Source organism: Labilibaculum euxinicum, from assembly GCF_963678175.1.
Taxonomy (GTDB): domain Bacteria; phylum Bacteroidota; class Bacteroidia; order Bacteroidales; family Marinifilaceae; genus Labilibaculum; species Labilibaculum euxinus.
The window spans coordinates 867,506-879,952 of sequence record NZ_OY782756.1 but is presented as its reverse complement, the minus strand read 5'-3'; the positions used below and the strand labels follow the sequence as shown (position 1 = coordinate 879,952).

The window sequence follows — 12,447 nt, the reverse complement described above, 5'->3', positions numbered from 1 at the left end:
ATTTACTGCTCTTAAACAAACTATTACTTTAAATATTAAACCTATGAAACTCTTAAGGATGGAAACTGTTTTAAGTGTTCTTTGACCATATCATCAAACTTTTTATAGACTAAAACCGCAGTATCCCTGTTGGAATTTTCTTTCTTGATGTACATCTCAAATGTTTCAAGATATTCATCTTGCAGGTGGTGATTTTTAGTAATAATCTTGTCAAGATCAATACCCATTAAATACACGATGGGATACCAGCTGTTTATAATAAGACCGTTACAATCCAGAATCTTTTCAATGTTGTCAAAAATTCGGGAAGCGATTACAGAATCTTCTATCAGATCAATAATGATGTTTTCTTTTTTCGTACTCATTTTATCATTGTGCATGTTCAAGCCTTGTATCATCAGGGCATTGGGTTAATAATTCGGTTTTGGTTCTCTTATCAAATTCATTGAGGAAGAAACGGGCATCAGCACCGTGGTAATATCTTTTCTTTCCTCCGATGGTTGCGATGACCGATGTTTTTCGAGTCGGAACACCTTTTCTCTTTTTCCGGTTTGGGTTGGTGGTTCTAATCAGGTTGAATTCATTTCCTAAATCTTTAATCAGGTTGATAATCTCTTTTTCCTTTTGGCTTCGTTTGGCTTGTCTTTTTTCGGATACTTTCAGGTTGTAGGCTTTATCCCTGCATTTTCTTTGATCGTTGCAGTACTTGGAATCGCTTTTCTGATGGGTTATCTCTTTACCGCAGGTCAAACAGTATTTCTTTTTCTCTTTTCCCTCCCTCTGGTCGTGATTATCGCACCGTACAATACGTGGTGTATCCGTAACATCTTTTTGTGCGTTTTTTTCTAAGCAGTTCCACTTTTTTAAGGGTTCAAATTCGGTGTATTCGTAACAGTTTTTTGTGCGTGTAAAGGCTGATAATTCCAATGAAACCAAGCCTTTCAGGATGCTTTTAATGTCCCGTTTTGCGTAGGTTTTTATCAGCTTTTCAAGTTGTTCCTTATTTCGTTGGCGGTTTGTGTTACTTCTTTGGTCTTTAATCCACCAATTGGGATTCCGTAAGTCCTTAAACTTGCTTTTGTATTTGGCTGGAAGTCTTCGGGATGTTTTGATTTGATCCCACTCAAAATAGATGGTCTCATCAATGAATTTCAAATACTTATCGGCAATCAGCTTGGCAAGCTTTGTTCTGTCCAGAAGGTCTGCTAAACTGATCATTCCGTAGTTTTCAACCGCCCGCATTCGGGTAAACTTGGTTTCAATGCGAAGTAGCTGTACTTGGGTAGTCGATTGTTCGGATTTGTTGTAGAACTTGTATTTTGCATTCGTGCTTTTGTAAGCATAGCCGTAACCCGCTTTCCCGTTGATTTCCATATCGGAACGCTCAACACCACGACAATACAGAATACTATCTAAAAAGGTGTTGTTATCAATTTTAGTGGCAGTTGTATCCAGATTCAAACCGATTTCAAACCCTCTTAACAGTGCCATTTGTGGATTAACCCCGAATTCAGATAAACGCTTAACGGCTTCCTGAAAATTATCATAGGTAAAGCGGTTTGCATTATGAGCTCCATCATTAAAGAACTTGTGGATAGAACCTTTGATCTTTGCTTTCCCTCTGGGTTCGATGATAAAGTCCAAACCTTTGTAACTGGCTTTCCGACTGCCTAGTTTTGTGCCTGAGTCTTCATCAACAAGTACGGCAAATTTTAACTCTGGGTGTTTTTCCCAAAGGTTAAAATCCAAATCCGTAAGTTCTATGTTGATACCGTCAATCAAGGGAGTAAAGGGCTAAAAAAAATAGTGAGTTAATTGTCTTAAAATAGTGGTGTATGCGTAACACAAATACGTGCGTTTCCATTACTCATTTGAGCAATTTTCGAAAAAAAACAGGCTTGAAAAAACCTGTGTATTCGTAACACTTTTATTTGCGTTAATTATTCTGTACAGTCTGTATATTAAGGCGTTTTAGGTAATTTCAACTTGCACTTTCTCATAGCCTATCAGCGTATTTTGTACCGTCAAGACTTGACATGATTTCTTCCTTTTTATAAAAAGCTCGGTTTCCAAGTTTGTAACGAATAAGAATCCCTTTTTTAGCCCAATCATTTAATGTTGGAGGTGATATACTCAACCAATCCATTACTTCTCTTGGGCTTAATAGTGTCGCCGAATTATTAGGCTTAACATACTGTGCCAATTCTGATAATTTTTGATTCATAGCCGTAAACTGTTTAATTATATCGGCTGAACTCATTTCTGATACTTGTAATATTTTTTCAGTCATTTATGGATATTTTTATAATTCGGAGTCGTTACAACTTAATATTATCAATCATAGAGTCAATATCCTGTGATTCTTTGCGATATTCCTCTAAAACTTCTTCTGTAGCAGTCAATATTTTCTTAATAGTTTTATTCGTAGGTTTTTTTGTACCTAAAAAGAAGTGAACAATCAATGATCTTGAACAATTACTTTTTTCTGCTATTCGTTTTTTTGCTCCACGTGGTAGATTTTTCCCTAATTCTAATATTTTGTCTATCTTTCGCATAACTTATTAAATAATCGATTAGTAATCGTCACATAGTTCTTTTAGAACTTTTCTATACACACAAATGTAGGTGCTTAATACATCTTTTGCAACTTATTCGTGCGTATTGGAGGACTTATTTATTCGCATAGAATGAAACAAACTGCAAACCAAAGGCTTAAAGAAATCAGATTTAGTGAAAATTATTCTCAAGAAGAATTTGCCAAAGAAATTGGGGTATCTCTTTCAGGATATCAGTTGATAGAACAGGGCAAGAGAGATATTAACACCAAAATACTAGAATCATTAAAAAATAAATTTAATGTTTCGGCTGATTGGTTATTGTTTGGTAAAGGTGATGGATCTGCGACGAATGAAAATAGTCCAGAAATATATCGAGAGATGCTACAAAGTTCAAAAAACATATGGAACATTTTAAAACCCTTTACTATGGGCTTAGATGTCCTAGTAACTGTGATGAGACAAAGTGAAGAAAACCATGGAGATGATGCTTTATTTAAAAGCAAGGACTATATTCAAGAGTTAAAACTCTATGAAAAAGTGGTGTTAATCGTAAATAAATTAAACAAACTGGAAGCTTTATTTCAGAATATAACTTTGGACAATAAGACTATTTGTGATCAGAAAGAAGATGTTGTATTGATGACAGAAATGTGCAACGCCCTTACTCTTGTGATTTATCCTCCTATCATGCCATATTTAGTAAAAGGTATGGGAGTAGGAGTTGTAGAGTTTTGGAAGGATAAAAATAAAGATGACTTTAGGAATCTTGAATTACTAGATAAGTATATTAAGTAAACCTACAATATTGTACTTATGTTTCCGTTAAAAAGTCTTTAAATTAAATAATATGACTTTTAAACGATGGATTACATTAGAGGTAATAGGTGGAACATTAACATTCTTCCTGTTCATTTTAACTTTTTCTTGGTATGATAGCTTAAACTCTCAACTTTTTAACCTTGAAATTGCTGGTATGCGTTATGATATTGCAACAAATGAGAGTTTACTAACTAAGACGGTATATAGAGTTGAAAAGAATAATAACTTATTAGCAACTTCCGTTAACTCACTGTTCAAATCCTTTGAGAATAACATGGTGAATCTTGATATGAGTCGCTCTGAAAGAGATAAATATCTGAAAGACATAAAGCCCTACACTGCTACATATGTTTCCATAAACAGTCTCAAATTATACAATGCATTTCTTGAGGAATATAACAAATCCGTAAATAGTTTCCTTTCCGAAGAGTATGATACAAGAATAAGGAATATAAAAGAATCTAAAAATAACTGTAAGTATTCAATTATTATTTTAGTGGTGGCAATAACAGGATTAGGAATCCTTTTAAAGGTCAAAGCGAAAGATTCATTTCATTAAAATTAGAATGTCAAGATTCTTGAATTATAGATCTTATAAAGAAACGTCAGGTATTCCATCAGGTGTAAAAAACAAAACGCTTAACTTTTAGCAAGTTAAGCGTTTTTATAGAGGTCTCTGGCGGATTCGAACCGCCGTAGACGGTTTTGCAGACCGGTGCCTAGCCACTCGGCCAAGAGACCCTATCTTCCGTAAAGGCGTTGCAAAGATATAAATTTCTGATTTACTCGTGCAAACTTTTTTCAGCTTTTGTAACAAAAATCTCAAGGTATTTCTGCAAAACAAGCTCAATCAAAGAATTAGCGACTTAAAGTTAAGCTTACTTTTTCTATTTGTCCACCCATCGGAGGGTTCATTTTAGATACTTTTACTGTTGCATGCTCCAATTCCGGGAAATTTTGATACAAAACATCCAAAATTCTCTCGCCTACATGTTCAAGCAAATGAGATTTTATTTGCAATTGCTCCTTTATCATTTCGTAAGCGCGCTGATAATTCAGAGCATCACCTATAGAATCAGATTTCACCGCCTTTTCGGCATTATATTCCATGCGAACATAAATGGTAAATTTATTCCCGACAATTTGCTCTTCCTTAAAACAACCGTGATAGGCATAAAATTCCATGCCCTCTAATTCAATAATTCCCATCTTTTTTTGATATGATATTCATTGGCGAAAATAAGAGATAAATTTAGAAATTACGAATTCCAAATGATGAATTGCAATTTATGAACCAGTATTAACCAATTTAGTAATTCGTAATTCCAAATTCGTAATTGATTTTGCTGGAATTTCCATACTTTTGTTTTTCGTTTCATAATGTAGCTGATCAATCAAATTATTGTACATTTAATAGATCGCATTTCGATTCGAAAAGCAAGGCAGGATTCGGTTCCGAATCTCAGGCAAATACATGTATCATTTTAAATTGAGTAGTATGGATAACAAAAATGTAAAAGAAGAGAATGTTAACGAAAGTAAATCTCTTAATTTTATCCAGCAGATTATCGAAGAAGATCTGAAAAACAATGTGAATGATGGTAGAGTACACACACGATTCCCTCCGGAACCAAACGGGTACTTACACATCGGACACGCTAAGTCGATATGCCTAAACTTTAGCCTTGCCCAGCAATATCAGGGAAAATGTAATTTACGTTTCGACGATACCAATCCTGTAAAAGAAGACACAGAGTATGTAAATTCCATTATGGATGACATCAAATGGTTAGGTTTTCAATGGGATGGTGAACCAATGTACACTTCTGATTATTTCCAGCAATTGTATGATTGGGCAGTGAAGTTGATTACTGATGGCAAAGCATATGTGGATGATCAGACAGCAGCGCAAATTGCTGAGCAGAAAAAATCACCAACCGAGCCAGGTATCGAAAGTCCGTATCGCAACCGAAGCGTAGAGGAAAATCTTGATTTATTCGAAAGAATGAAGAATGGTGAATTTAAGGATGGAGAAAAAGTTCTTCGTGCAAAAATTGACATGACTTCATCAAATATGCACATGCGCGATCCATTGATGTACCGTATCATGCATGCACATCATCATCGCACCGGCGACCAGTGGTGTATTTACCCAATGTATGATTATGCTCACGGTGAGTCGGATTATATTGAAGGCATTACACACTCTATTTGTACGTTGGAATTTGAAGTTCACCGTCCGCTATACGAGTGGTTTGTTAATAATTTAACAGATACAGATTACAGACCAAAACAGCGTGAATTTGCTCGTTTAAACTTAAGCTACACAGTAATGAGTAAGCGTAAGTTACTGGAATTGGTAAAAGATAACCATGTTAATGGATGGGATGATCCACGTATGCCTACTGTTTCGGGATTGCGAAGAAGAGGATTTACTCCTGCGTCAATTCGTAATTTTGCCGATATAATTGGTGTTGCAAAACGAAACAATGTAATTGATGTTTCACTTTTAGAGCATTGTGTTCGTGAAGATTTGAACAAAACTGCGCCACGTGTAATGGCTGTTTTGAATCCTGTAAAGTTGATCATTACCAATTATCCTGAAAATCAGGAAGAATTTTTAAGCATTGAAAACAATCCGGAAGATCCGGAAAGCGGAAATCGTGATATTCCTTTTTCCCGCGAATTGTATATCGAGAGAGAAGATTTTATGGAAGATGCTCCTAAAAAATTCTTTAGAATGACTCCGGGACAGGAAGTACGATTAAAAGCTGCTTACATTGTAATGTGCGAAAAAGCAGTTAAAGATGCTGATGGAAACATCACTGAAATTCACTGTACTTACGATGCAAAATCTAAGAGTGGCAGCGGATCGGAAGAAAGCAAGCGCAAGGTAAAAGGAACACTTCACTGGGTTTCTGCTAAGCATGCTGCTAAAGCCGAAGTTCGTATCTACGATCGTCTTTTTAATCACGAAGCACCTGATGCTCAGAAAGAAACAGACTTTAAGGAATTTATTAATCCTGATTCTCTGCAAATTTTGAGCGAGTGTTACGTTGAACCAAGCTTAAAAGAAGCTAAGGCTGAAGATCATTTTCAGTTTACCCGATTGGGCTATTTCTCAGCGGATAAAGATTCTAATACAGAAAAATTAGTTTTCAACCGTACGGTTTCTTTAAAAGATTCCTGGACTAAAACCCAAAAGAAGTAACAACTAAACCACTGAAGGGATTGCTTTAAGTGAAACTTTCAGTTTTAGAATATAATTAAACCTGATAGGACAGAATCCTATCAGGTTTTTTATTTTCAACAGTACAAATAACTACTAAATCACTGAGGACCCCACTTAAAATAAGACTCTCAGTTTAAGACTCCGACTGTTTGACCATTTAACTTTTCAACCCTTCAAAACCTTTCTTGGCTTTCTTATACTAATTTAATTTCAAGATCAATTGCGTCCTAAACGTTTTTTGAGAATAAGTATTAATTTCTTCTTTTATAAAAACTTACAGCTCGTGATAATCTTAAGGGGTACAATTTAAGTTAGATATTTGATTGGCATCTTTTTTAAAGAGCTTTCGTTTTAGTTCAAACCTTTAGTAAGACCGGGAAGCTGAGAACTTGTTCGAAGATCGCCCGTACGCACTTAGGTTTGAATTAAATAAGGAAGTTTTTTTAAAAGCAGCCTTGAATTTCTTTGCTTCGTTTCTTGTTTCAAGACAAGAAATGATGTCGGGTTTGGGCGGAAAGCCCAATTGTTAAAATCAATTAGGACAATATTGTTTCAAGATATACTTTAATTAAAATGAATTAATTTTTAACCAAGATATAGCTGAAAAGAAACATTTTATAAGGCATGTTATGATGTTAATTTGGTATTAAAACAAAAAAACCACTCCCCGAAGGAAGTGGTTCATTTCATTGAGAAAAAATCTCAATTATTTTTTAATGTTCTCCATTGCATAATCCAAACGGGCAATGGTTTCCTTTTTTCCAAGTATTTCGATAATATCGAACATGTGAGGGCCTTTACCGGCACCTACCACAGCCAAACGAAAAGGATTCATTACTTTTCCAAAACCAATTTCCTTCGCAGTGATCCATTCTTTTACAATCTCTTCAGAATTAGCAGATGAAAAATCTTCAATACCTTCCAAAATGCCTTTTAATTCAGTTACCAAAGCTGGGGTATCCTCTTTCCAGCCCTTTTTAACAGTTTTGGCATCGAATTCAACAGGTGCTTCAAAAAAGTAATTTACATGCTCCCAAAGTTCCGAAACAAAGTCTACACGATCTTTCACCATGCCACACACCCTATTCACAGTTTCCTGATCAGCATCAATTCCTTTTGCCTTTAAAATTTGTTCTGCAAACAAGATTCCAATCTCTTCATCCGATTTAGTCATCAGATACTGACGATTGAACCATTTGGTCTTCTCTGGATCGAACTTAGAACCCGATTTGCCCACACGTTCCAAAGAAAATGCCTGAGAAAGCTCTTCCATTGAGAAAATCTCCTGCTCTGTTCCAGGATTCCAACCTAAAAAAGCCAGCATATTTATGAAAGCTTCAGGAAAATATCCGCCTTCACGGTATCCCGATGAAACTTCGTTTGTCTTAGGATCTGTCCATTCCAATGGAAATACCGGAAATCCTAACTTATCTCCATCCCGCTTGCTTAATTTTCCTTTACCAACCGGTTTCAAAATTAATGGAAGGTGAGCAAATTTAGGCATATCATCTTTCCACCCAAACGATCTGTACAACAACACATGCAGCGGCATCGACGGCAACCATTCCTCCCCGCGAATTACATGGGTTATCTTCATTAAATAATCATCTACCACATTTGCTAAGTGATAAGTCGGCATTCCGTCTGATTTAAACAACACCTTATCGTCTAAAGCGGAAGTATTAAATACTACACGACCTCTTATTTCATCATCCAATTGCAATTCTTCGCCAACCGGCATTTTAAACCGCACGACATAAGCTTCGCCGGCCTCAATTTTATTTTGAACTTCTTCCGCAGATAAAGTCAAAGAGTTATTTAAATTTTCACGGGTTGCATAATTGTAGGTAAAAGTCTTTTTCTCTTCTTCATGCTTATTGCGGATTGCATCCAACTCTTCAGGAGTGTCAAAAGCATAATATGCATTCCCCGAAGCGATCAGCTGATCGGCATACTCACGATACATTGGCTTGCGCTCCGACTGGCGGTAAGGCCCGTATTCTCCACCCACAGTTGCTCCTTCATCAATTTGAATTCCGCACCATTTTAACGATTCTGCAATATACTCTTCCGCACCGGGAACATATCTTGTTTGGTCAGTATCTTCAATACGCAATAGAAAATCACCATTGTGTTTTCTCGCAAATAAATAGTTGAAAAGGGCTGTTCTAACACCTCCCATATGAAGAGGCCCCGTAGGACTAGGAGCAAATCGAACCCGTACTTTCTTATCGTTCATTGTTATATCCGTTAATTAGGCAACAAAGATAAGAAATAAGAGCAAAAGTAAAGGGGAGATAAAACCAGAAAATTAACTTAAAATAGAAATCGGTCAATCATATCTTTTAAACCACCAATATCAATTGGTTTGGATACAAAATCATCGCAGCCAGCAGCCATTATTTCCTCATAAGCTTCACCGTAATGATATGCCGTTTGAGCAATTATTGGCATATTTTTATTTATTTTTTTGATATTTCTGGTTGCATCATAACCATTCATAACAGGCATTTGCATGTCCATTAGTACCAAATCTATCTCTGGAACCGACTTAATGAAATCAAGTGCTTCCTGCCCATCTCTGGCACGAATAATCCTGGCTTTGGTATCAATGAGTATTTCCTCCAAAAATATGAAATTAAAATCCTCATCTTCCGCAACCAGTAGTACTTTGCCTTCCCAATTATAGTTTGTGGAAAAATTCATAACTGACAACTGTATTCGTCTAACTGTTCTCTAACTCTAAGTTAATTCAATTATCAGTAACACAAAAATCAAATTCCAAAGATCTGACCGTTTTGTTCAAAAGATGAGTGACCACGTAGCTTTAACCAGTAACTATGTAATTTACTATACTATGTTACAATTTAAAAAAGGGAAACTTCAGTTGAAGTTTCCCTTTTTTAGAGTTGTTATAATAGATTGGTTATCCACATTTTGAAGTACCGCACGATTGACAAATCAGACATCCTTCCTGATAGATGATGTGCTCTGACCCGCAACTGGCGCATATTCCTCCCTTAACTTTTGTTCCGTTTGGAATGTATTTTTTAAGGGCACGCTCAACACCGTTTTTCCATGTGTTGATGTTCTCACTATCCAATTGCAAACCTGCAACTAAATTTACTACACCTTCAATTGGCATTCCATGACGAAGTACGCCTGATATTAATTTGGCATAGTTCCAAAACTCCTTATCAAATTTGTAAGATAATCCTTCGAATGTTGTTTTAAAACCACGTTTATTGCAAAATTGAAAGTCATAACGAGAACTTCCGTCCTCTTCTTTTCTTTTGATAATTACTCCCTTGCTTACTGATTTAGGCAATAAAATACCTTCCTCATCGTCAACAATACCAGTAAATACTTCATATGGTTGTCCGTTATACAATCCAATAAAAGCAATCCACTTTTCCTTGTTATTTTGGAAACGAACAACTTCAGCTTCCAATACTTCAGGGCGTTTTTCCGGCATTCCTGTGTCTTCCTCTTTTTTAGCATCATTGGAAAGCAAAACACCCGAACGGGAACCATCACGGTAAACCGTACAACCTTTACATCCACTTTTCCAAGCTTCGATATACAATTCTCCTACAAGAGATTCAGGCACATCATTTGGAAGATTAACTGTTACACTAATCGAGTGATCAACCCACTTTTGCACTTTCCCCTGCATGCGGACTTTCTGCAGCCAGTCCACATCATTAGAAGTTGCTTTGTAGTAAGGAGATTGTTTCACCAAATCTTCAATCTCTTCATTCGTAAAATGTTGCGCGGCATTGATACCATTGGCTTCCATCCAGCTTACAAATTTGTGATGAAACACCACAAATTCTTCCCAGCTATCGCCAATCTCATCAACAAAATCGACACGAACATTTTTATCATTAGGGTTTACTTTTCTTCTTCGTTTGTAAACAGGCATAAACACAGGCTCGATACCTGAAGTGGTCTGAGTCATTAAACTGGTTGTTCCTGTTGGAGCAATCGTTAAACAAGCAATGTTACGCCGACCGTATTTAGCCATTTCTTTATAAAGGCTTTCATCTGCTTCCTTTAAACGCAAAATAAATGGATTTTTGCTTTCACGCTCTTTGTCGTAGATTTTAAATGCTCCCCGGTCTTTAGCCATATGTACTGAAGAACGATAAGCTTCTACAGCAATTGTTTTGTGAACTTCAACAGAAAAATCAATTGCTTCATCTGTTCCGTAACGCAGGTTTAAACCGGCAAGCATATCTCCTTCAGCAGTAATTCCCACTCCGGTTCTTCTTCCCTCTTCTGCTTTAGTCCGTATATTTTTCCAAAGATTACGCTCTACTCTCTTAATCTCTTTATCTTCAGGATCTTCTTCAATCTTGTCAATTATTGCATCAATTTTCTCCAGCTCCAAATCAATGATGTCATCCATCATTCTTTGAGCCATGGCCACATGCTTACGGAACAGTCCGAAATTAAATTCAGCCTTCTCTGTAAATGGATTTTCAACGTAACTATACAAATTGATAGCCAGCAAACGGCAGCTATCGTACGGACACAATGGAATTTCGCCGCAAGGATTCGTAGAAACCGTTTTGTATCCTAAATCTGCATAACAGTCGGGAACCGATTCTCTTTCGATAGTATCCCAAAATAAAATTCCCGGTTCTGCTGATTTCCAGGCATTGTGAACAATTTTCTTCCAAAGCTTAGCCGCATCAATACTTTTACTGTAGGTAGGATTCTTTGAGTTAATTGGGTATTGCTGTGTGAATTCGGTTCCATCAACAACGGCCTGCATAAACTCATCGTGCATTTTTACAGAAACATTGGCTCCGGTAACTTTACCCTGCTCCATTTTCGCATCAATAAAATCTTCCGAATCGGGATGACGAACAGAAACACTCAACATTAACGCTCCACGACGACCATCTTGCGCAACCTCACGGGTTGAATTGGAATAACGCTCCATAAAAGGAACAATTCCTGTCGAAGTCAAAGCAGAATTCTTAACAGGTGAGCCTTTAGGACGAATATGAGAAAGATCGTGTCCTACACCACCTCTTCGTTTCATCAGCTGCACTTGTTCCTGATCAATCTTCATAATTCCACCATAAGAATCAGAATCTCCATCATTTCCAATTACAAAACAGTTCGACAAGGATGCAATCTGGTATCGGTTTCCAATTCCCGACATAGGACTTCCCTGAGGTACGATGTATTTAAAATCTTTTAGTACCGCGAAAATTTCTTCTTCGCTAAGTGGGTTTGGGTAGTTTTTCTCAACTCTTGCAATTTCTGATGCAATTCGTCGATGCATATCATCCGGCGTCTTTTCATAAATATTTCCATAAGAGTCCTTCAACGCGTACTTGTTCAACCAAACACGTGCTGCCAGCTCATCTCCATTGAAATATTGAAATGTTGCCTGAAATGCTTCTTCGGGATTGAAAGTTTCGTTCATTTCCGTTGCTTGTTGCTTCTTCTCCTGTACTTCCATTAAGAATCGTAAAAAAGTGTGGTTAATTATATAAGTTTCTTTGTTTATTATCAATAATTTGCCTCTTTTCAACAGGGCAAATTTTGTAGTATGCAAGGTACACAACTTGATAACACCGAGCAATATTATCACACAACTTTAAAATAAAGTTATCCACAAAAACATGTTAATAAATTTATTTTCAGACATATAATTTTAATAAAAAAGTGAAAAGTTTTCAAAAAAGAAAATATATAATAAAATTTACTTAAAAAATCAATTGGCATTCACAAGCATCTTCGTCACAAAAAAAACACATTTAATAAAAACAGGTTTACAAAACGCGGCACCCTCAACAAACATTGAGTTTTTTAAAATCA

At 36.3% G+C, this 12,447-nt stretch carries 11 protein-coding genes and 1 tRNA gene; 3 read left to right on the top strand and 9 right to left on the bottom strand.

Annotation, left to right across the window (positions count from 1 at the left end; genetic code table 11):
* Positions 1-41 precede the first annotated feature (41 nt).
* The 4 genes from ACY0M5_RS03885 to ACY0M5_RS03870 form a co-directional block, all read right to left on the bottom strand.
* Positions 42-365 (bottom strand): hypothetical protein, encoded by a 324-nt coding sequence (locus tag ACY0M5_RS03885; RefSeq protein ID WP_461630712.1) that lies wholly within the window; start codon positions 363-365, stop codon positions 42-44.
* Between the two features lie 4 nt (positions 366-369).
* On the bottom strand, positions 370-1,749 hold the full coding sequence (locus tag ACY0M5_RS03880; RefSeq protein ID WP_461630713.1) for a hypothetical protein: 1,380 nt from the start codon (positions 1,747-1,749) through the stop codon (positions 370-372).
* A gap of 247 nt (positions 1,750-1,996) precedes the next feature.
* Complete coding sequence (locus ACY0M5_RS03875) at positions 1,997-2,290, bottom strand: helix-turn-helix domain-containing protein (protein ID WP_156197241.1); 294 nt, start codon at positions 2,288-2,290, stop codon at positions 1,997-1,999.
* A 28-nt stretch (positions 2,291-2,318) separates the two neighbouring features.
* Positions 2,319-2,555, bottom strand: a complete 237-nt coding sequence (locus tag ACY0M5_RS03870; RefSeq protein ID WP_156197242.1) for a hypothetical protein — start codon at positions 2,553-2,555, stop codon at positions 2,319-2,321.
* A gap of 132 nt (positions 2,556-2,687) precedes the next feature.
* On the opposite strand from ACY0M5_RS03870, the gene ACY0M5_RS03865 reads away from it, so the two are divergent.
* Complete coding sequence (locus ACY0M5_RS03865) at positions 2,688-3,353, top strand: helix-turn-helix domain-containing protein (RefSeq protein ID WP_156197243.1); 666 nt, start codon at positions 2,688-2,690, stop codon at positions 3,351-3,353.
* 52 nt (positions 3,354-3,405) lie between these two features.
* A complete protein-coding gene (locus tag ACY0M5_RS03860) occupies positions 3,406-3,936 on the top strand; it encodes a hypothetical protein (protein ID WP_156197244.1) in 531 nt (176 codons plus the stop codon).
* Positions 3,937-4,047: 111 nt separating this feature from the next.
* Here ACY0M5_RS03860 and ACY0M5_RS03855 read toward each other — a convergent pair.
* Positions 4,048-4,118: transfer RNA gene (locus tag ACY0M5_RS03855), tRNA-Cys, on the bottom strand.
* A 117-nt stretch (positions 4,119-4,235) separates the two neighbouring features.
* The gene (gene folB, locus ACY0M5_RS03850; RefSeq protein WP_124994105.1) at positions 4,236-4,586 is read right to left on the bottom strand and encodes a dihydroneopterin aldolase; all 351 of its coding nucleotides are present in this window, start codon (positions 4,584-4,586) and stop codon (positions 4,236-4,238) included.
* 289 nt (positions 4,587-4,875) lie between these two features.
* Between folB and ACY0M5_RS03845 the strand changes: the two genes are divergently transcribed.
* On the top strand, positions 4,876-6,588 hold the full coding sequence (locus ACY0M5_RS03845) for a glutamine--tRNA ligase/YqeY domain fusion protein (protein ID WP_461630855.1): 1,713 nt from the start codon (positions 4,876-4,878) through the stop codon (positions 6,586-6,588).
* A 727-nt stretch (positions 6,589-7,315) separates the two neighbouring features.
* Here the strand turns inward: ACY0M5_RS03845 and gltX are convergent.
* From gltX to ACY0M5_RS03830, 3 genes are all read right to left on the bottom strand, one after another.
* Positions 7,316-8,848: a glutamate--tRNA ligase gene (gene gltX, locus ACY0M5_RS03840; protein WP_461630854.1), complete on the bottom strand. Its 1,533-nt coding sequence runs from the start codon at positions 8,846-8,848 to the stop codon at positions 7,316-7,318.
* A 77-nt stretch (positions 8,849-8,925) separates the two neighbouring features.
* Positions 8,926-9,315 (bottom strand): response regulator, encoded by a 390-nt coding sequence (locus ACY0M5_RS03835; protein ID WP_124994108.1) that lies wholly within the window; start codon positions 9,313-9,315, stop codon positions 8,926-8,928.
* Between the two features lie 220 nt (positions 9,316-9,535).
* Positions 9,536-12,160, bottom strand: a complete 2,625-nt coding sequence (locus ACY0M5_RS03830; RefSeq protein ID WP_461630853.1) for an adenosylcobalamin-dependent ribonucleoside-diphosphate reductase — start codon at positions 12,158-12,160, stop codon at positions 9,536-9,538.
* Positions 12,161-12,447: the final 287 nt, after the last annotated feature.

Excerpts from the sequence above, each read along its gene's own strand:
- ACY0M5_RS03860 (WP_156197244.1), top strand. The coding sequence starts at position 3,406 with ATGACTTTTAAACGATGGATTACATTAGAGGTAATAGGTGGAACATTA.
- ACY0M5_RS03875 (WP_156197241.1), bottom strand. The coding sequence starts at position 2,290 with ATGACTGAAAAAATATTACAAGTATCAGAAATGAGTTCAGCCGATATA.
- ACY0M5_RS03885 (WP_461630712.1), bottom strand. The coding sequence starts at position 365 with ATGAGTACGAAAAAAGAAAACATCATTATTGATCTGATAGAAGATTCT.
- ACY0M5_RS03835 (WP_124994108.1), bottom strand. The coding sequence starts at position 9,315 with ATGAATTTTTCCACAAACTATAATTGGGAAGGCAAAGTACTACTGGTT.
- ACY0M5_RS03845 (WP_461630855.1), top strand. The coding sequence starts at position 4,876 with ATGGATAACAAAAATGTAAAAGAAGAGAATGTTAACGAAAGTAAATCT.
- ACY0M5_RS03870 (WP_156197242.1), bottom strand. The coding sequence starts at position 2,555 with ATGCGAAAGATAGACAAAATATTAGAATTAGGGAAAAATCTACCACGT.
- ACY0M5_RS03865 (WP_156197243.1), top strand. The coding sequence starts at position 2,688 with ATGAAACAAACTGCAAACCAAAGGCTTAAAGAAATCAGATTTAGTGAA.
- gltX (WP_461630854.1), bottom strand. The coding sequence starts at position 8,848 with ATGAACGATAAGAAAGTACGGGTTCGATTTGCTCCTAGTCCTACGGGG.
- folB (WP_124994105.1), bottom strand. The coding sequence starts at position 4,586 with ATGGGAATTATTGAATTAGAGGGCATGGAATTTTATGCCTATCACGGT.